The following is a 19,195-nucleotide window of genomic DNA, read 5'->3' on the forward strand; positions in this document are numbered from 1 at the left end:
CTAGCTGGAGACTCTTTTCATCCTGCCTATTCGACTTTAAATTTACTAATCAAATCACGCAATTCTTCTGCCATGGAAGAGAGTGTGGCAGAGGATGAGCTGATCTCTTCCATTGACGCCAGCTGTTCTTCTGCTGAGGCGGCTATGTCTTGAATATTTGCGGAGCTTTCTCGTGATACGTCTGCGATCTCACGGACAGCCTCTGAAACATGTGCCGAGCCTTTTGAAAGCTGGACAACGGTTTGGTTCATCGTTTGAAGCTGATCTGAAATTTCTTTTGTCATGTCGAAAATGTTGTGGAAGCTAACTTTCGTTTGTTCAGTGAAGCTTAAGCCTGATTGAACTTCTTGATTCACTGCTGTGAATACTTCCTGTGATACATCAATGTCTTGAACGATTTCTTTGATCAAGTTCTCTATTTCTTTCGCCGAATTGGCAGATTGAACAGCAAGTTTCCTTACTTCCTCTGCTACAACGGAGAAGCCTCTGCCAGACTCACCAGCTCTTGCAGCCTCGATCGCTGCATTTAGTGCAAGTAAATTCGTTTGGTCGGCAATTCCATTGATGACACCGAGAATTTGTGTAATGTCTTTTGATTTACTTTCAAGTGCACGAATCACATTCTCTGCTTTTTTCACTGACTCATCAATGACATTCATTTGAGAAGCGGTTTTTTCAACAAGCTGTCCGCCTTCTCCTGCGATTTCAGTTGATTTGATTGATGAAGCGGTAATTGATTCAGCAGATTCATTCATGTGCTGAAGGCCTCGGTTCATTTCCTCTAACTCATCTGAGCTCAATTCCACTTTATCATTTTGGCTTTCATTTCCGCTTGAGAATTGTTCAATGGCTAATGTGATATGTTCTGTCGCTTTACTTGTTTGTCCTGCGCTAGCGGTCAGTTCTTCTGATGAAGAAGCGACATTTTCGACTGAGGTTTGAACGGCACCAATGAGGGATCTTAATGAGTCAATCATCGTATTAAAGCCTTTCCCAACTTGTCCAATTTCGTCATCTGATTGGATCTGAAGCTTATCACGCAAATCACCTTCGCTGACTTTTTTCGAGAAACGGGCAAGATTGGATAATCTTTTAGATATAGAGCGGACGATAAAGAAGATGAGGGCTCCTGCTACGATAAGTGTCACACTGAACACGATAATGGCTGTATTGAAAACGGGCTTTGCTGCATCTTCCACTTCTGATACGAGCATCGTTCCACCGATTTTCCAGCCGGTTATTTCATTGGTCACATACGCAACCTTTTTATCTGTTCCTTTGAGTGTGTAGCTGCCGCTTCCTTCTTTGTTTTTAAAAATAATATTCGCCAGATTTTCATTCACTTGACTTCCTGACTTTTGGGTTGGATCTGCTAGAACGGTTTTATCCTTTTCCATGATGAAGGCATAGCCTTTTTGTCCGATTTTGATTTCTTTTAATTTTTGAAGCAGGCTGTCAATTTCCATATCAAGACCAATGACACCTGAACCATCTTTCATTTTTTGAGCAATGGTAATGACCATTTTGCCTGTGGATGCTGCTACGTATGGTTTTGTGATGACCTGTTTGCCATTTTCTGCTTTGAGCGCCTCTTGATACCATGGCCGCTCTCTTGGATCGTAGCCATCCGGCATTTTTTGAACTGGGTATTGCATGAACAACCCCTTTTCAGAGCCAGCATAAATCGCAGATACATCTTTTTCATTAATTTTTCCATATTGCTGCAATTCTTTAATGGTCGCATTTCTATTTTTTTCTTGAAGATTAGAAGCTTTAAGAGAGTCTGTAAATAGTGTCACTGCATCTGCTTTGTTTCCAATATTCTCATTGATTAACGTATCAAAGGCATTGACCTGACTCATCGCACTGCCCATAATCTGTTTGTCTAGCTCTGTCTTTGATGTAAAAAATGCACTAATCGTCAGTGCGACGGTTGGTAGAATAAGGACTACCAAAAAGGCAATGATTAGTTTTTTTGAAATGGATGGTTTTTTGAACCATTGGATCATTTTTCCCATTTTATCTTTCCCCCTTTACTTCTCTAAAGTTATTATCGGATGAAAGGTTTATTTTTAGAGACTGGAAATGACGTTTAAAAATAAAAAAAAATACCCAGACAATTCTGGATATTTTTTCATCATCTTTTAATTAATTTTAAATTGACTTGTGAGCTCTTTTAGTTCCTCTGCCATGTTGGCAAGTGTCACAGAAGATGACGTAATTTCTTCCATAGATGCCAGCTGCTCTTCAGCAGAAGCCGCAATGTCTTGAATGTTCGCTGCGCTTTCTCTTGAGACTTGGCGCATCTCCTGCATGGCTTGTGAAACAAGCTTTGAACCGCTCGATAGGTCAACTGCCGTATCGTTTAATTGGGTCAGTTTTTTCGACATTCCTTCTGCCGCCTCATAAATGTTCTGGAAGCTTTCTTTTGCCTCTTCTGTCATCCCGAGTCCTGCATGTACTTCGCGGTTGACTGCTTTGAACATATCTTGAGACTTGGCAATTTCAAGCACAATTTCTTGGATCAGCTTTTCAATTTCTTTCGCTGAATCTGCAGATTGGACAGCTAGCTTTCTCACTTCCTCTGCAACGACGGAGAAGCCGCGTCCTGATTCACCAGCTCTTGCTGCTTCAATTGCCGCATTCAGCGCAAGTAAATTCGTTTGATCCGCAATGCCGTTGATCACATTTAAAATACTCGTAATATCTTTAGACTTGTATTCTAATTCTTTCATGACTTGTTCTGCTTCTTGAACAGATGTATCGATATGTTTCATTTGGTCGGCTGTGTTTTCAACAATGCGTCCGCCTTGACCAGCAGCCTCTGTCGATTGAAGTGAGACAGCAGCCACTTCTGATGAAGTATGTGACATGCCCTGTAGCCCTTCATTCATCGCCACAAGCTGATTTGTACTAGATTCGACTTTCTCATTTTGCGCTTCATTTCCATTTGAAAATTGTTCAATCGACATCGTGATATGCTCTGTTGCTTGACTCGTTTGGCTGGCACTTGCGGTCAGCTCCTCTGAAGCCGAAGCCACATTGTCGACAGATTGCTGTACAGCTCGAATGACTTCGCGCAGGGATTCACTCATCTTGCTAAAGCTTCTTGTCAAATCCCCTATTTCATCCTTCGATTTGGTTTCAAGGGTTTCAGTTAAATCGCCTTCACTCACTTTATTGGAGAAATCTACAAGCTTTCTAAGCCCAATTGTAATGGAGCGAACGATGAAGAAGATTGCGATGCCGCCAAGGATAAATGAAGTAATTAAAAGAATAATGGCAGAATTCCAAACTGGCTGTGCTGCTTCTTCTGTTTCTGATACAAACATCGTTCCAGCAATTTTCCAACCTGTTAAATCATTCGTGACAAAAACGAGACGCTTTTGCTGTCCTTTATTCTCATAAGTTGCTGTGCCTTCTTTGCCGCTATAAAGGATAGATGAAATATTTCCTGTGACCTTAGAGCCTGATTTTTCTTCTGGATGAGCCACAATTTGTTTGTTTTTATTGGTAATAATCGGATATCCTTCTCGTCCAATTTTAATTTCTTTTATTTTATCGACAATGTCCTGAACATCGATATCAATTCCGATGACTCCCGATCCGTCCTTCAGACGCTGGGCGATTGTGACTACCATACCATTTGTTGTAGCAGAGATGTATGGATTGGTGACAACAGGTTCTCCTTTTTCGTCCTGCATCGCTTGCTTATACCAATCGCGTGTTGTTGGATCATAGCCTTTTGGCATATCTACTTTTGGAAACTGAATGAAATCACGCTTTTTACTTGCTGCATAAAAACCAACCACATCATCTTCATTGATTTTGCTGTATATCTCAAAATGCTCATAAAGTTCATGCTGGTTTTTCTTCTTAAAGTCGGCAGCAGTGGATGTTTCAGTAAAGAGTTTCACCGCGTTTTCTTTGTTCAAAAGCTTTTGCTCGATCATGTCATTCAGTTCAGTGACTCTTGCGTTTGCTCCGTACATGATTTCATGATCTAATTCTCGTTTTGCAATTTCATATGAAATTGTACTTAGTGTGATAATTGGTAAAACAAGAACAAGTGTGAATGAGATGATCAATTTCTTTGAAATCGATGGTTTTTTCAACCATTTTATTGCTCTTTTCATGTTTTTCCTCCTTTTAAACGTTATGTTTTATATCGGACATCTTCATATTATTTTCATGTTTTTCAAATAAAAAGGATGCCTTTTTGTTTATTTTCACAAATTGATTCCTTGCCCAAGCCTTGCGCATACGCTAATACAAAAGGGGGCGCTTTTCATATGATTATCCTTTCAGGACAGCCAGTGACAAATGAGCAGCTGGCATCGTTTCAGTTAGAGGGACAAAAGCGGATCATTTTGATGCAGTTACAAGCCTCAAATGATACGTTCCGTTATAGGCAGACATCTGATTTGTTATTTGAGGTGACTTTAAGATCGAATATCATGAATGCAGCAAGAGATTTGAATAAAAGCGGTGCCTCATTTGCTATCTTTCAAAGGTCCCGTGCGAATGACGCCTATTGGCGTGTATCAGAGGCCGGAGCATTAGAACTGCGCTATCAAGTTGAACCATCTAGAGGGATCAAGGACATTTTTGAAAATGGCTCAAAATATGCATTTGAATGTGCAACGGCGATTGTCATTGTCTTTTATATGGGGGTTTTGCAAACGATAGGTGATGAGAAGTTCAACCGGAGGCTACGCACTTTAACGCTATATGACTGGCATTATGATACCTTGTCGATTTACACAGAGCGCGGGAATGACTTTATCTATGGGGACTGCTTATATTTCGAAAATCCGGAATTTAGCTATCAGCAGTCACAATGGCGCGGGGAAAATGTCATTTACTTAGGAGAAGATCAATATTATGGGCATGGGCTTGGCATTTTAACCGCGGCAGAAATTATTGACAAATTAAATAATAGAAGGCGGCCAGGTGCTGTTCAATCCGCGTATTTATTACCTCAGACCACCCGGATGGATGTCATTTATCTCAGGCAAATGTTCGGCAGCTAAAAAAGGCCTCTTGTCTATTGGTTATGACAAGGGACCTTTGTATGCCTTACGTTTGCGATAATCTTGGAGCGTGCCAAGCATCTTGTTTGCAAGGATCTCCATTTGTTCTAGATCATTTCTTGTGACCGGAGGGTCGTGCCGGCTCCATTTCACGAAACGAACAAAATAGTAGTGACGAATAGGGGTAAGAACGGCAGGGGAGTGCGGAAAATCATCAAATACAAATTCGATTTGTCCTTTTTTCCGGTATGAATGTTTTAAGATGTCCATCCTGTCCCCCCTTATGAATTTATGTCTGCGTGAGTTCGTGCATGATGTCCTCAACAGTTAAAATGGATTGAATGCGTCCAACGCCTTGTCCTGCCCAAAGAGCCATTTGATCAGGGCTTCCCGCAGCAGCTGCCGCTTTTCGCATAGGCGTTGTCCATATATGCTGCACTGGATAGGGAAGAACCTTATCTTCGTGCGGCCTTTCTTCCTCCATCCACTGATTCACAATACCTCTTGCTCTTTTCCCAGAAAATAGCGTTGTGATCTTTGTATCACTGCCTTCAGCCTGTAAAATAGCCTTTTTGTACACTTCCGCCGCAGCGCTTTCCTTACTGGCTAAAAATCGTGTGCCGATTTGAACGGCATCCGCCCCAAGCGCCAGGGCTGCTTTCACACCTACTCGATCTGTGATGCCACCTGCGGCGATCAAAGGCACACGGCATATCTGTTTGACGTCAGAGATCAGACTGATCAGTCCAAGCAGGGCATCTCCTTTTGAAGGCAAAAAGGTGCCGCGGTGTCCTCCTGCTTCACTTCCCTGCAGAACAATAGCATCCATTCCTTTTTCCTCTAAAAGTAGTGCTTCTTCTTTTGTTGTGGCCGTTCCGATTAAAAAGATCCCCTTTTGTTTTAAGCGACGAATCGTTTGTTCATTCGGACAGGCGAATGTAAAGGAAACGATCGGCACACCCTCTTCTTGAATAATGGTGATTTTCTGTTCAAAATCCTCCCATAATTCCTCTTCACTTGGCATCCTCTCAACTGCTGGTCTTACAGGCAGCCGCTTTTCCCAAAATGCCACATTCTCTTTTTTTATATCTGGAATTGGCTCGGGTACAAAGACATTGACCTGAAACAGGCGAGATGTCAGCTCTTTGACTTGTCTAATTTGCTGTCTCATGTTTTCAGGCTGTACATAGCCACTTGCTAAGCTGCCAAGCCCACCATACTGCGAAACAGCTGCTGCGAGCTGCGGCGTTACGGCGCCTCCTGCCATCGGCGCTTGGATGATCCCATGTTTGATTTGAAGCAACGCTGTGAATTCCCCCATTTATTTCCCCCACCTTTTACTCATTTGATGACACTTGGACAAAAAAGTGGCGATGCCTTGGCCCGTCAAACTCACAGAAATAGATTCCCTGCCACGTTCCAAGCACAAGATCACCATGATTGATGAGAATATGCTGAGATGCGCCCATAAAACTCGCTTTCATGTGGGCTGCTGTATTTCCTTCCATGTGTCGATCCTTTGGATGTTCCCACGGAAAGACTTCGTCAAGCCGGCGCAGCATATCTCGTTTGACATCTGGGTCCGCATTTTCATTAATGGTGATCCCTGCTGTCGTATGCGGACAATAAACAATGACGGTTCCGTTTTGAATACCTGTTTCTCTGACATATTGCTGGACCTCGTGCGTGACGTCGATCATGTCATCGCGTCTGTCTGTTTGTACATTGATTTTTTTCATCTGAGATGCTCCTTTTTGTCGTTTCTATCAAACCATACCCTTTTTATGCAAAACAAATCGCTGACAATACACAGAAATCAACCCTCTCACCTAAAGTTTACCAAGCAAAAAAACCTCGTCAAGAGCTCCGAGGTTTTTAAGAAAAGTGAATCTTTTTTATTTCAATGGTACGGATATGATGATCTTCTGCATCTAAAATTTTAAATTCACAGCCTTCTGCTTCAATCGTATCTCCAATCTCAATATCGAATTTATGTGTCATCATCCAGCCAGCTATCGTATCGACATCATCATTCTCGATGGCTAAATCCAATAAATCGTTTACTTCATCGATCAAGGCTTTCCCGTCCATCACATAGTGGAAGTCCCCTTTTTTCACAATATGCGGGGTTTCATCCTGGTCATATTCGTCCCGAATCTCTCCGACAATTTCCTCTAATATGTCCTCTACTGTGACGAGTCCCGCTGTTCCGCCGTATTCGTCTACGAGCACCGACATATGGATCCGTTCCTTTTGCATCAAAATGAGCAATTCTTGAACAGGGGTACTTTCAATTACCCGAATCACTGGGCGCATCAAGTCTTCAATGGTAACCTCTTGATTCAGAAAGCTTGCTTTAAATACATCCTTGCTATTGATGACACCAATCACATGATCTTTGTCTTCTTTGATGACAGGATAGCGTGTGTATCTTTCATTCAGCATATAATGCGTCACGTCTTCAATCGTCTGTTCAATGTCAATGGCTGAGATTTCTGTCCGAGGGATCATGATCTCTCTCGCCACCCGGTTATCGAATTCAAATATTTTATTCACATATTTGTATTCAGATTGGTTAATCTCGCCCTTCTCGTAGCTTTCAGATAAAATCAGACGCAATTCTTCCTCACTGATCGCCACTTCATGTTCTTTGACAGAATGAAAGCCGAATAATTTCACAATACCCCGCGCAGCCCCATTCAATGCTTTAATAAACGGGTACATGACTTTATAGAAAAAAATCAGTGGTTTTGCTGTCACAAGACTGACAGCCTCTGCCTTTTGAATCGCAATCGTTTTAGGCGCCAGTTCTCCAACGACGACATGTAAAAACGTAATAATCACAAACGCAATGATAAACGATAAGATGTCTGTCAATGCGGAATGAAGCTCAAATTTTTCAAAAAGCGGATGCAGGAAATGCTCCACCGTCGGCTCTCCTAACCACCCTAAGCCTAAAGCAGTGATCGTAATCCCCAGCTGACAAGCCGATAAATATTCGTCGAGATTTGAAATGAGCTTTTGAACGTGGATGGCTCTCTTATCACCGCTTTCGATCAGCTGATTGATTTTAGAACCTCTAATTTTCACTATCGCAAATTCAGTGACAACAAAAAATGCTGTCGCAGCAATGAGTAATATGACTAAAAATACGTTTAAAATATACAAAAAAACCCTTACCTAACATTGGTAAGGGCTCACCTCCTCTGGCGTCAATTAATCATTACGGCCATTTAGGAAGATCATTACAAAACGGAGCAATTCAAACAGGGAGACAAGGGCGGCTGCTACGTACGTAAGAGCGGCAGCATTTAACACCTTGTTCACGCCTCTTTCTTCACTGCTTCTAATGATTCCTTCTGAAACAATGATATCTTTTGCACGAGAACTTGCATTAAACTCGACAGGCAATGTGACAAGCTGAAAGAACACAGCTGCTGAGAACAAAATGATCCCAAGCCCGATTAAGTTAAGGCTGCCAAGCAAAATTCCACCAAGGAAAAGAAGCGGGGCAACACCAGAAGCAAAGTTCACGACAGGGAAGATCTTATGTCTCAAGACAAGCGCACCATAGGATTCCTGATGCTGCAAGGCATGTCCAACCTCGTGTGATGCGACTGAAATGGCCGAAATGGAATGGCCGTAGTACACAGGTTCAGATAAACGAACCACACGCTGCGTCGGGTCGTAATGATCAGTCAAAGTTCCTCTTACCGGTTCAACAGGCACGTCGTATAACCCGTTGCGATCTAAAATATATCGAGCGGTTTCAGCGCCTGTTTTCATACTGGCTGCCTCGACCTTTGAATACTTTTCAAAATTATTCTTCACTTTAAATTGTGCCCAAAATGACAATCCCAATGCGGCAAATGTTAAAAAATAAAAAAACAGCATGCTCATCAGCTTCCTTTTTATTTTATATATTTATTTACAATTTTAATGACTTTTATGTAACGTGTACAGCAAAAAGCACTAGGTCTTTTTAAGTGGGATGACAGCGCCGATGAAAAAGAAGAACACACCTAAGCATGCTGTATAAAAGGTGACCGTTCCGTATAGATCTTGAAAAAAACGCAGCCACGAGAAATCACTCATGAAATGATTTACAGCATTTAAGTCAAACACGAGTAAGATCACAGCAGATGATAAAAAGTGTGCGCCGATAAAAAGAAGTACGGTCTTTTGAACGTATGACATTCGAATCCCTCCTTCTCCTCTCTTATTTTAAGATATGGGATCTGTTTCAATACATGACGAAGATGAAAAATTGTTCCTTAATCGGGCATACTGACAGTAGCAGTCTCCCTGAAAGGACGAGTCCGATGAAATCAAACCGTATCTTTATCGCTTGGCTAAGGTGGCCAATTTATCTTCGTATTGCCATCATCATCTGTTTCATACTTCTCTTTTTTGGACAATTAATCGTTTTGCTTGAACCAAAGCAGTACCATACGATCTTTGACGGGATCTGGTGGGCGCTTATTACAATCTCTACGGTTGGATATGGTGATTTTGTGCCGCAAACCATGCCTGGACAAGTCGCTGGTATGGCTCTCATTTTTATCGGGGCAAGCTTTGTCACCGCTTACTTTGCCACACTTGCTGCCGCTGTGTTTAGCAAGCAGCATCATTATGTAGAGGGGAAGGTGGCGTTTAAGGGGAAAGGGCACTTGATTATCGTCGGCTGGAATGAGAAAACCAACAAACTGCTTCAATCCTTTCAAACGATTGATCCAGCCATGCCGATTGTGCTCATTGATGATTCCTTGAAGGAAGGGCCTCTTTTAGAAAATGTGCATTTTATTAAAGGACATGGGACAGAAGATGTCACACTTCGCAAAGCCAATATTATGAGCGCAGATACACTAATGATTACCGCCGATCAGCATGAAAATGAAATGACAGCCGATATGCAGAGTGTTTTGACATTACTTGCAGCAAAAGGATTAAATCCTTCGCTATACTGTTTAATTGAAATTTTAACAGATCGTTACGTGAAAAATGCCGAGCGTGCTGGAGCCAATCAAGTCATTCATACTTCTGATGCTGTGAATCATTTAATGGTCGAACATTTTCTTTTAAAAGAACAGTTCATGGCGTTAAAGAAAAAACGGAATATGACACTGCATAAACACGTCACCATCATTCCAGTACCAGCTTCATTAGCAGGAGAAACGTTCTTAACAGCGCTCCATCACTTTCTAGAGCATCATGTGATCATTGTCGGCGTACAAAAAAAAGAAGGACCCATGATGAATCCTCCCTTTGGATATGAGCTTCATCCAGAGGATGAACTGATCAGCCTTTAAAGCAGTGCATCTTCTAATTCCTTAACGAGTGAAAAGCCAATTTCGGTATAAGCTTTAGAGACATCTCCATCCTTCTCTTTTGGTTCTTGGAATTGGTTAAAGGAAGCTCCCACATTCCCAACCATCGCATGATCATCTAATTTGTCTTGATATACATGCTTCAAAAGAAATGGATGTCCCATTTTCACCACAACGCCTGGCTGATCCAGCTGTCCTTTCTCGGCTGTAAAAGGAACTCTGAGAAAGGTATAGCCATCACGGTTATCAATTTTATAATCAAAATACCCGTGATCATAATCCCAATTGCCATTAATAACATAGCCGAGCGGCTTCATGGTGTCTTCCAAATGGTATAGGGAAAAGCTTTCACCAGTCAGCCTGGATGGTACATGAATCATACGAACCCCTCCTTTTTTTATAGGGTTCGTTAAAGAGAGGAATTCATACATCTGCCTCTCGTAATTTGCACATTGTTTGTAAAAGCGGCATCGAATAAGCTTTGATTGGATGATTGATTGGTTTCATTCGCACTGCCAGCACCTGATGTTTCCTTCACAGCACTCATAGGACAAATGCGACCGACATTACCAAAGTTGACAATCGCTTGACCAGAAATATCGTGAATATAAATATGATTTGTTCTCATTCATTCCTCACCCTCCTCTGTCTATTCTATGTACAAATTACGTAAAGGCTTGCACTAAACCATTAGAAATCAAAAAAGGCACACCCTGATCAAAAGGTGTGCCTTTTCGTTCTTATGATTGTTTTAGACGGCTTTCAAGCTCTGCCTTCTTCTCTTCGAAGCCCGGTTTTCCTAATAAAGCAAACATATTCACTTTATAAGCTTCTACCCCAGGCTGGTCAAAAGGATTGACGCCTAATAAATAACCAGACATCGCACATGCTTTCTCAAAGAAGTAAACGAGATATCCAAATGTATAAGCATCCATCTCAGGAATTGTGACGATTAAATTCGGTACTTTTCCATCTGTATGGGCAAGCATCGTTCCTTCAAATGCTTTTTTATTGACGAAATCAACCGTTTTTCCTGCTAGATAGTTCAAGCCATCAAGGTCTTGTTCTTCTGCTTCAATGACAAGCTCATGTCGCGGCTTGTCTACATTGACGATGGTTTCAAACAAGTCTCTTCTTCCCTCTTGAACATATTGACCAAGTGAATGAAGATCCGTTGAGAAATTAGCAGACGAAGGGTAGATTCCCTTTTCATCTTTTCCTTCACTTTCGCCGAATAATTGCTTCCACCATTCTGCGAAATATTGCAGACCTGGCTCATAGTTAATCAGCATTTCAATTGTTCTGCCTTTATTGTAAAGGACATTACGGACTACAGCATATTGGTAAGCTGCATTTTCTGACAGCTCAGATGATGCGAAGTCTTCGCTCGCTTTTGCCGCACCCTCCATCATCTGATCAATGTCTGCACCGCTAACAGCGATTGGCAATAGACCGACAGCCGTTAAAACGGAATAACGTCCACCTACATCATCAGGGATGATAAAGGATTCATAGCCTTCTTCAGTTGCCAATGTTTTAAGTGCACCGCGTGCCTTATCAGTTGTTGCATAAATACGTTTTTTCGCTTCTTCAGCACCGTATTTCTCAATGAGGAGCTTTTTAAAGATACGGAACGCAATGGCTGGCTCTGTTGTAGTTCCAGATTTTGAAATCACGTTAATGGAGAAATCTGCATCTTCCAGTAGATCCATTACATCTGTTAAATAAGAAGAGCTGATGTTGTTTCCAATGAAAATGATTTGCGGTGTCTTGCGTTTGCCTTTTGGCAAAGTGTTATAGAAAGAATGGTTCAAAAATTCAATCGCCGCACGTGCGCCAAGATAAGAGCCGCCGATTCCAACAACGAGTAAAACATCGGAATCAGATTTAATCTTTTCTGCACTTTTTTTAATGCGGGCAAATTCTTCGCGATCATATTGCTTCGGTAAGTCAACCCAGCCTAAATAATCACTGCCTGTACCCGTTTGCTCATGAATATTATGATGGGCCACCTTCACAAAATCTTTTAAATATGTAAGCTCATGTTCTTGAAAGAAAGGTAACGCTTTCGAGTAGTCAAATTGAATATGTGTCATCGCTTGTAAGCCCTCCATTACGTTAGTTCTGTCCCTTTCACTTTAGCGGAACTAGCTATTGAAATCAAGTGATCGTCACTGGTGCAGCAAAAAGCCGCTTCTCCTGAAGAGAAGCAGCCATCCAGATTATAAAGAGGCTTTTAAAATAGCTAAAATGTCATCACGGTTTAGTTTCATAAAGTTACCAAAACCACCGTATTCCATTTCTTTTGCTGCGATGTCAGCAATTTTGTCTAGTTGATCTTCACCAATATCATAATCCGCTAAACGGCTTGGTGCACCGAGGCTAGTCCAGAAGGCTGACAGTTTGTCGATTCCTTCTAATGCGATATCACGATCTGATTTTCCTTCTGTTTCGATGTCAAACATGTTCAGCATGAGGTTTTTAAAACGTTCCACATTATGATCGAGTGTATGACGCATCCAGTTTGGGAAAAGGATTGCAAGTCCGCCTGCATGCGGAATGTCATAAACAGCCGATACAGCATGCTCAATCGTATGAGACGCCCAGTCGCCAAAATAGCCCATTTGCAGCGTGCCATTTAAAGCGATGGTTCCTGCATAGAGAATGGTTTCGCGATGCTCATAGTTTTGTAAGTCTTCAAGCAGTTTTGGTGCTGTCTCGATGACTGTTTGAAGAACAGCAAAACACATCCGATCCTGCAGAGGCGTGTTTTTGACATTATGGAAATATTGCTCGAAGACGTGGCTCATCATATCGACCATGCCATACACCGTCTGATTTTCTGGCACAGAATACGTATGCTCCGGGTCTAGAATTGAAAAAGCAGGGTGAGTGACTGAACTGCCCCACACATATTTTTCATTCGTTTCCCAGTTTGTAATCACAGAGTCTGGGTTCATTTCTGAACCAGTCGCTGCAAGTGTTAGCACTGTGCCAAACGGCAATGCTTTTTGAGCAGTTGTTTTCTTTGAAATAATGTCCCAAACATCCCCGTCATATTCTGCACCTGCTGCAATCGCTTTTGTACAGTCGATGACACTTCCCCCGCCAACTGCTAATAAGAAATCAATGTTCTCATTTTGACAGATCTCAATTCCTTTTTTGACTGTCGTCAGACGAGGGTTCGGTTCAACGCCAGACAGCTCAAATACTTCTGCCTCTGCGTCATTTAACGCGCTGATCACGTTATCATAAAGACCATTTTTCTTAATACTGCCTCCACCATATACAAGTAACACTCGTTTCCCATAACGAGCGAGTTCGCTCTTAAGTCCTTCTAGTTGTCCTTTTCCAAACATTAATTTCGTTGGATTATAGTAAATAAAGTTCTCCATCTGTTCAACATCTCCTTACAACGAATATATCCAAAAACATGAAAGACTACTGTAACATATGTACACGCTGAATTCAAAAACAGATAACTGCTCGAAAGCAGTTATCTGTTTAAAGTTCAATTAGAGAGAGGCGTTTAAAATAGCTAGAACATCTTCTTTGTTCAGCTTTTTAAATTGACCAAATTCACCACGTGCCATTGCACGGTCTGCAATCAAATCAATTTTTTCATCGTTGATGTCATAGTCAGCTAAACGGCTTGGTGCCCCAAGGCTTGTCCAGAAAGCAGATAGCTTTTCGATACCTTCTAAGCCAACTTCTTCGTCTGTTTTGCCCGCAGGGTCCACATCGAATACACGCACTGCTAATTGTTTAAAGCGGCTTGGGTTTTCTTGAATGACATGCTTCATCCAGTTCGGGAACAAGATCGCAAGTCCGCCTGCATGAGGGATATCATAAACAGCTGATACCGCATGCTCGATATTGTGAGATGCCCAGTCTCCACGTGCGCCCATTGAAAGCATTCCATTAAGTGCAATAGTGCCAGTGAATAAGATCGTTTCACGCAGCTCATAGTTTTCCAGATCATTGATCAACTTCGGTGCCGTTTCAATGACCGTACGAAGAAGTCCTTCACACATACGATCTTGATAAGGTGTATTTTCCGTGTGATGGAAATATTGTTCAAACACATGAGACATCATGTCGACCATGCCATAAATCGTATGATTTTTTGGCACAGTGAATGTGTTTACTGGGTCAAGAATAGAGAATTTAGGGAAGACTGCTGGACTGCCCCAGCCATATTTCTCGTTTGTTTCCCAGTTCGTGATGACGGACCCAGAGTTCATTTCAGAGCCTGTTGCAGCAAGTGTTAAGACAGTACCGAACGGAATAGCTTCCATTGGGACATGCTTACGAGTAACGATATCCCAAGCATCTCCATCGTACTTCGCACCAGCTGCGATTGCTTTCGTTGCATCAATCACACTTCCGCCGCCAACTGCCAAAATAAAATCAATGTCGTTCTCTTTGCAAAGCTCAACCCCTTTTCTTACTGTTGTTAAGCGCGGGTTTGGCTCAACACCAGCAAGTTCAGTGATATGAGCTCCTGATTCTTTTAGGATGCTGACAACTTGGTCATAAAGGCCGTTTCGTTTAATACTGCCTCCACCATATACAAGCAATATGTTTTTTCCGTAGTGTTTGAGTTCATCTGAAAGGGCTGATACTTCTCCCTTTCCAAAAATTAATTTCGTTGGGTTCCAATAAGTAAATCGATCCATGTGATCTCCTCCTCGCGCTACATTATGCGCCTCATTCATTCCAAAAGTAAAGTAATTTGCTTTCATCCATTTTCTTACGCATAGTTTGGCTAAAAATCTGCAAAATATAAATGTATTGATGCTGTAGCGAAAGGAGGAATCACACGATGAGTGCTATTCAACGTATTGCCCTCGTGCTCACGATTATTGGTGCTATTAACTGGGGACTAATCGGCTTTTTTCAATTTGACTTAGTAGCAGCGATCTTTGGCGGTCAAGGTGCTGCATTGTCACGTATTATTTATGGTCTTGTTGGAATTGCGGGTCTTGTCAATCTTGGTCTATTGTTCAAGCCAAGTGAAGAAGTTGTCCGTGACGAGCCGAATCCAGAGGTTCGCTAAACAAAATGACACAAAAAAGGCTGCCCACATAAGGCAGCCTCAGCGTGTAGACAAACCCTCGCATTCGCCTGCAGGTCTGGCGCGCCGGTGCTCACGAATGTCCAATTCGCTCCGGTACTCGCCTTTCCTAGACTTCAAAGGTTTTCAATCATGCTGAAAAGAAGACAAAGGGCTAAAATGAAGATCATTTTAGCCCTTTGTCAACAATCTGAGCACCGTTTGAAGCGGTGCTTTTTTTATTTCTTGATTAAGTCTTTACGGTTAGATTGTTCAATCCACTCTTCAAGTTTATCTTTCAGTGTATTGAAACCTTGTGGCGTAGCAGCTTCTTCTTTCACTTGCTGTGGTCTTTGTTTCTTTGGCTTGCTTTCTTTTCTTTCAGGTGCTTCTTGTGTAGCACGGATAGAAAGGCTGATTTTACCAGCTTTTTCATCAACAGAAAGAACTTTTACTTGAACTTCATCGCCAATTGAAAGGTGTTCGTTGATGTCTTTTACGAAGCCATGTGTTACTTCAGAAATATGCACAAGTCCTTGAGTTTCTTCATCTAATGCAACAAACGCACCATACGCTTGTAATCCTGTTACTTTACCAGTGTAAACACTGCCTACTTCAAACTTTGTCGCCATGATAACAACTCCTAAATAAATGTTTTAATATTCGTTTATACGCAATTAAAAACTATATCATAGAACGGTCTTTTACGCAAAATATTTTTTAAAAGGGTTTAGATGATCACAAAAGGGGGAATACCTGAAAACAAGAATGCTTTCTAGTATTCCCCCCTAATTTGAGAGGCATGAATCCAACTGGATTGGTGCCTTTTTTTATTTTAAAATGACCGGTGCTTCTTCTTTCACTTGTCGATCCTGTAAGAAGCGCTGGATTCTTGACAGTGATTCCTGAAGATGATCGAGTGATGATGCATATGAACAACGAATATGCCCTTCACCACTCGGACCGAATACATTTCCAGGGACAACGGCTACTTTTTCACTTAGCAGTAGCTCCTCAGCAAATTGTTCTGAGCTCATACCCGTGCTTTTAATCGACGGAAAAGCGTAGAACGCTCCGTTTGGCTGATGACATGTCAGACCCAGTTCATTGAGAGAGCCGACAAACAAATTACGGCGTCTTCTGTAGCTTTTCTTCATTTTCTCTACATCTTCAAGTCCATTTTTCAATGCTTCTTCTGCCGCATATTGTGCCATAGCCGGAGCACACATCATAGAATATTGGTGTATTTTCAGCATGGCATCACGGAGTACTGGTGGTGCTGCCACATATCCTAAGCGCCAGCCTGTCATCGCAAACCCTTTTGAAAAGCCTGATATCAAGATCGTTCTTTCCTTCATATCTTGAATCGCCGCAACGCTTGTAAAAGCTTCATCGTACGTCAGCTCTGCATAAATCTCATCCGTGATAATTAAAAGATCATGCTCCTTTGCAAACTGAGCAATATCTTCAAGCTCTTCTTTCGAGTAGACAGACCCTGTTGGGTTTGATGGCGAGCATAGCAAGATGGCTTTTGTCTTCGGCGTCAGCTTTGTACGAAGATCAGCAGAATCGGCTTTAAAGTCTTTTTCAGCCGATGTACTTAAATAAACCGGCACACCGCCTGCAAGTGTCGTAAGTGCCCCGTATGCTACGAAACAAGGCTCTGGAATGATGACTTCATCGCCACTGTTTAAAATCGCGCGAAAGGCCAAATCAAGAGCCTGGCTTCCGCCTACCGTAATAATGAGTTCTTCTTCAGGACTGTAATCAATGTGAAATCGCTTATATAAATAGTGGCTTAGTTCTTTCCGCAAAGATAGCAGACCTGCATTCGCCGTATAAGAGGTAAGGCCTTGCTCTAATGACATAATGCTTGCTTCTCTGACATTCCAAGCTGTCACGAAATCTGGTTCGCCGACACCAAGGGAGATGACCCCTTCCATTGTGGCTGCGAGATCAAAAAATTTTCGAATACCTGACGGCTGAATGCTTTGAACCGTTTCAGATAAATAAGACTTTTTCATTTAAGGAGACACCACGATTCTTTTGTCATCATCCCCTGTTTCAAACACTTTCCCATCATGTTTATATCTTTTCAAAATGAAGTGGGTCGTAGTTGAAACAACGGAATCAAGTGTCGATAATTTTTCAGATACGAAGCGGGCAATATCAGACATGGATCTTCCGCGGATCACAACGGAGAGATCATATACACCTGACATCAAATATACGGACTCCACTTCCTGAAACCTATAAATGCGTTCAGCAATTTCATCAAATCCGACGCCTCTTTTTGGTGTCACTTTCACATCAATCATGGCTGTGACACCTTCGTGACCATCCACTTTACGCCAGTCAATCATGGTTGAATAATCAATAATGACTTTTTGATCTTCAAGCTTTTGAATAATGGCTTCGGCTTCTTCTGTTGTCACGCCTGCCATTTTCGCAATTGTATTTAAATCGGCGCGGCTGTTTTCATCTAAAATCTCTAATATTTCAGTTTCTTTTTCTGTTAGTTTCATTTAATTTCACACCTCTGTATGTAAAAGCTAGTTTTAAAAAATCTTCTGAACATTATAGCACGTTTTTCCCATTATGCTAAGCAGGGAAAAGATTCTAATCGTAGCTTAAAATCCACTATTTAGGGTACAATACAGTCACCTAACAGAGAGTGAGTATCGGAGTGATGAGTGTGGACATTGTTCAGCCAGCTTATATGAGAAGTAAATTCGGTTTAGATATCTATTACGAGCACTATCCAAATGTGGGAAAGAAGACATTGATCCTGATTCACGGTCTCTTCTCTTCTACTTTCAGCTATCGAAAGCTCATCCCGCTTTTGAAACAAGATTTCAATTTAATCGCAATCGATCTGCCTCCATTTGGGCAGTCCGAGAAGTCGAATACCTTTATTTACAGCTATCGCAACATGGCAAATATCATTATTGAACTAGCCGGTTACTTGCAGATTCAGCATGCGATCCTAGTGGGCCATTCGATGGGCGGGCAGATTGCCTTATACGCTGCATCTGAACGCCCAGATCTATTTGAAAAGGCGGTTCTTTTGTGCAGTTCAGGGTATATGAATAAGTCCAAAAAATCGCTTGTTTACAGCACATATATTCCTTATTTTTATCTTTATCTAAAAAGAAAGCTGTTCAAGCAAGGTATTATGAAAAATTTAACCGCTGTTGTGCACGATCATTCGATTATTGATCAAGAGATGGTGGACGGATATTTAAAGCCTTTTTCAGACGACCAAATTTTCAGAGGTATTTTTCGTTTGATTCGGCACAGGGAAGGCGATTTAGCGTCAGATGTCTTAAAGAAAATGGAGACACCCGTCCTGCTGATTTGGGGGGAGGAAGACCGGATCGTTCCTATTCAAATTGGCGAAAGACTGCACAAGGATTTGCCGCACTCGACGCTGCATGCATTAAAAAAAACCGGGCACCTCATTCCTGAGGAAAATCCGGTCTTTGTGTCTGATCAAATCGGCAATTTCAGCCTGTCTTAGCGTGAGCACGAGCTGCTGTCTCTTACGACGAAAAGCTGATTCGCGATATGTTGACAGCTCTCTATCGGAAGAAGCTGCTCAAATGAGTGATGGTAAATAGCTTGAATTTCTTTTGCTAAAGATAACGGGTCTTCTGCGTCGTATAACGCACTGATGACGTCAGCAGGCTCCGTTTCATAAAAGTCCTCTCCATAATGAAAAGGGTCCCATGCCTTCATGATATGAATCATCTCTTCTACAGCTTGACTATCTTTCATCG

At 41.8% G+C, this 19,195-nt stretch carries 21 protein-coding genes and 2 pseudogenes; 4 read left to right on the forward strand and 19 right to left on the reverse strand.

Features of this window, described 5'->3' with window-relative positions; genetic code table 11:
* Nucleotides 1-26: 26 nt before the first annotated feature.
* The 4 genes and pseudogenes from IEE86_RS19700 to IEE86_RS19715 all read right to left on the reverse strand — a co-directional run.
* Nucleotides 27-977 (reverse strand): methyl-accepting chemotaxis protein, encoded by a 951-nt coding sequence (locus IEE86_RS19700; protein WP_411955701.1) that lies wholly within the window; start codon nt 975-977, stop codon nt 27-29.
* A pseudogene (locus IEE86_RS19705) lies at nt 972-2,018 on the reverse strand (HAMP domain-containing protein); the annotation flags it as partial. The pseudogene IEE86_RS19705 and the gene IEE86_RS19700, both read right to left, overlap by 6 nt.
* Nucleotides 2,019-2,144: 126 nt before the next feature.
* A complete protein-coding gene (locus IEE86_RS19710; RefSeq protein ID WP_411955702.1) occupies nt 2,145-3,095 on the reverse strand; it encodes a methyl-accepting chemotaxis protein in 951 nt (316 codons plus the stop codon).
* Nucleotides 3,087-4,136: pseudogene (locus IEE86_RS19715) on the reverse strand (cache domain-containing protein); the annotation flags it as partial. The pseudogene IEE86_RS19715 and the gene IEE86_RS19710, both read right to left, overlap by 9 nt.
* 156 nt (nt 4,137-4,292) lie before the next feature.
* On the opposite strand from IEE86_RS19715, the gene IEE86_RS13920 reads away from it, so the two are divergent.
* Nucleotides 4,293-5,033 carry a protein-glutamine gamma-glutamyltransferase gene (locus tag IEE86_RS13920; protein WP_191097760.1) on the forward strand — a complete coding sequence of 247 codons (741 nt, stop codon included), beginning with the start codon at nt 4,293-4,295 and terminating at the stop codon, nt 5,031-5,033.
* Nucleotides 5,034-5,054: 21 nt separating this feature from the next.
* On the opposite strand, the gene IEE86_RS13925 is transcribed toward IEE86_RS13920, so the two are convergent.
* From IEE86_RS13925 to IEE86_RS13950, 6 genes are all read right to left on the reverse strand, one after another.
* Nucleotides 5,055-5,303, reverse strand: coding sequence for a hypothetical protein (locus tag IEE86_RS13925; protein WP_191097761.1), 249 nt, complete (start codon nt 5,301-5,303; stop codon nt 5,055-5,057).
* Between the two features lie 19 nt (nt 5,304-5,322).
* Complete coding sequence (locus tag IEE86_RS13930) at nt 5,323-6,354, reverse strand: NAD(P)H-dependent flavin oxidoreductase (RefSeq protein WP_191097762.1); 1,032 nt, start codon at nt 6,352-6,354, stop codon at nt 5,323-5,325.
* Between the two features lie 16 nt (nt 6,355-6,370).
* Complete coding sequence (locus IEE86_RS13935) at nt 6,371-6,772, reverse strand: secondary thiamine-phosphate synthase enzyme YjbQ (protein WP_191097763.1); 402 nt, start codon at nt 6,770-6,772, stop codon at nt 6,371-6,373.
* A gap of 136 nt (nt 6,773-6,908) precedes the next feature.
* Nucleotides 6,909-8,201, reverse strand: a complete 1,293-nt coding sequence (locus tag IEE86_RS13940) for a hemolysin family protein (RefSeq protein ID WP_191097764.1) — start codon at nt 8,199-8,201, stop codon at nt 6,909-6,911.
* Between the two features lie 48 nt (nt 8,202-8,249).
* Entirely contained in the window at nt 8,250-8,924 is a 675-nt protein-coding gene (locus IEE86_RS13945) for a zinc metallopeptidase (RefSeq protein WP_117733154.1), read from the reverse strand.
* A gap of 81 nt (nt 8,925-9,005) precedes the next feature.
* Nucleotides 9,006-9,230 (reverse strand): YuzI family membrane protein, encoded by a 225-nt coding sequence (locus IEE86_RS13950; RefSeq protein ID WP_191097765.1) that lies wholly within the window; start codon nt 9,228-9,230, stop codon nt 9,006-9,008.
* Nucleotides 9,231-9,355: 125 nt separating this feature from the next.
* On the opposite strand from IEE86_RS13950, the gene IEE86_RS13955 reads away from it, so the two are divergent.
* On the forward strand, nt 9,356-10,342 hold the full coding sequence (locus tag IEE86_RS13955) for a potassium channel family protein (protein ID WP_191097766.1): 987 nt from the start codon (nt 9,356-9,358) through the stop codon (nt 10,340-10,342).
* On the opposite strand, the gene IEE86_RS13960 is transcribed toward IEE86_RS13955, so the two are convergent.
* The 5 genes from IEE86_RS13960 to IEE86_RS13980 form a co-directional block, all read right to left on the reverse strand.
* Nucleotides 10,339-10,740 carry a YugN-like family protein gene (locus IEE86_RS13960; protein WP_191097767.1) on the reverse strand — a complete coding sequence of 134 codons (402 nt, stop codon included), beginning with the start codon at nt 10,738-10,740 and terminating at the stop codon, nt 10,339-10,341. The two genes, IEE86_RS13955 and IEE86_RS13960, sit on opposite strands and share 4 nt — an antisense overlap.
* Nucleotides 10,741-10,769: 29 nt before the next feature.
* Nucleotides 10,770-10,988, reverse strand: coding sequence for a spore germination protein (locus IEE86_RS13965; protein WP_191097768.1), 219 nt, complete (start codon nt 10,986-10,988; stop codon nt 10,770-10,772).
* Between the two features lie 112 nt (nt 10,989-11,100).
* On the reverse strand, nt 11,101-12,456 hold the full coding sequence (locus IEE86_RS13970; protein ID WP_017358963.1) for a glucose-6-phosphate isomerase: 1,356 nt from the start codon (nt 12,454-12,456) through the stop codon (nt 11,101-11,103).
* 126 nt (nt 12,457-12,582) lie between these two features.
* Complete coding sequence (locus tag IEE86_RS13975; RefSeq protein ID WP_191097769.1) at nt 12,583-13,755, reverse strand: iron-containing alcohol dehydrogenase; 1,173 nt, start codon at nt 13,753-13,755, stop codon at nt 12,583-12,585.
* Nucleotides 13,756-13,875: 120 nt separating this feature from the next.
* The gene (locus IEE86_RS13980; protein WP_191097770.1) at nt 13,876-15,039 is read right to left on the reverse strand and encodes an iron-containing alcohol dehydrogenase; all 1,164 of its coding nucleotides are present in this window, start codon (nt 15,037-15,039) and stop codon (nt 13,876-13,878) included.
* A gap of 146 nt (nt 15,040-15,185) precedes the next feature.
* Between IEE86_RS13980 and IEE86_RS13985 the strand changes: the two genes are divergently transcribed.
* A complete protein-coding gene (locus tag IEE86_RS13985) occupies nt 15,186-15,419 on the forward strand; it encodes a DUF378 domain-containing protein (RefSeq protein WP_191097771.1) in 234 nt (77 codons plus the stop codon).
* A gap of 236 nt (nt 15,420-15,655) precedes the next feature.
* On the opposite strand, the gene yugI is transcribed toward IEE86_RS13985, so the two are convergent.
* The 3 genes from yugI to IEE86_RS14000 all read right to left on the reverse strand — a co-directional run bounded on the left by yugI (nt 15,656) and on the right by IEE86_RS14000 (nt 17,941).
* The gene (gene yugI / locus IEE86_RS13990; protein ID WP_003213420.1) at nt 15,656-16,048 is read right to left on the reverse strand and encodes a S1 domain-containing post-transcriptional regulator GSP13; all 393 of its coding nucleotides are present in this window, start codon (nt 16,046-16,048) and stop codon (nt 15,656-15,658) included.
* Nucleotides 16,049-16,246: 198 nt separating this feature from the next.
* The gene (locus tag IEE86_RS13995) at nt 16,247-17,440 is read right to left on the reverse strand and encodes an aminotransferase (protein ID WP_191097772.1); all 1,194 of its coding nucleotides are present in this window, start codon (nt 17,438-17,440) and stop codon (nt 16,247-16,249) included.
* Nucleotides 17,441-17,941 (reverse strand): Lrp/AsnC family transcriptional regulator, encoded by a 501-nt coding sequence (locus IEE86_RS14000; RefSeq protein WP_003213765.1) that lies wholly within the window; start codon nt 17,939-17,941, stop codon nt 17,441-17,443.
* Nucleotides 17,942-18,111: 170 nt separating this feature from the next.
* Here IEE86_RS14000 and IEE86_RS14005 point away from each other — a divergent pair, with 170 nt between their 5' ends.
* A complete protein-coding gene (locus IEE86_RS14005; protein ID WP_191097893.1) occupies nt 18,112-18,936 on the forward strand; it encodes an alpha/beta fold hydrolase in 825 nt (274 codons plus the stop codon).
* Here IEE86_RS14005 and IEE86_RS14010 read toward each other — a convergent pair.
* Nucleotides 18,933-19,193: a YugE family protein gene (locus IEE86_RS14010; protein ID WP_191097773.1), complete on the reverse strand. Its 261-nt coding sequence runs from the start codon at nt 19,191-19,193 to the stop codon at nt 18,933-18,935. The genes IEE86_RS14005 and IEE86_RS14010 overlap by 4 nt on opposite strands.
* Nucleotides 19,194-19,195: the final 2 nt, after the last annotated feature.

The sequence above is a fragment of the Bacillus crepusculi genome (genome assembly GCF_014764715.1).
GTDB lineage: Bacteria > Bacillota > Bacilli > Bacillales > Bacillaceae > Bacillus.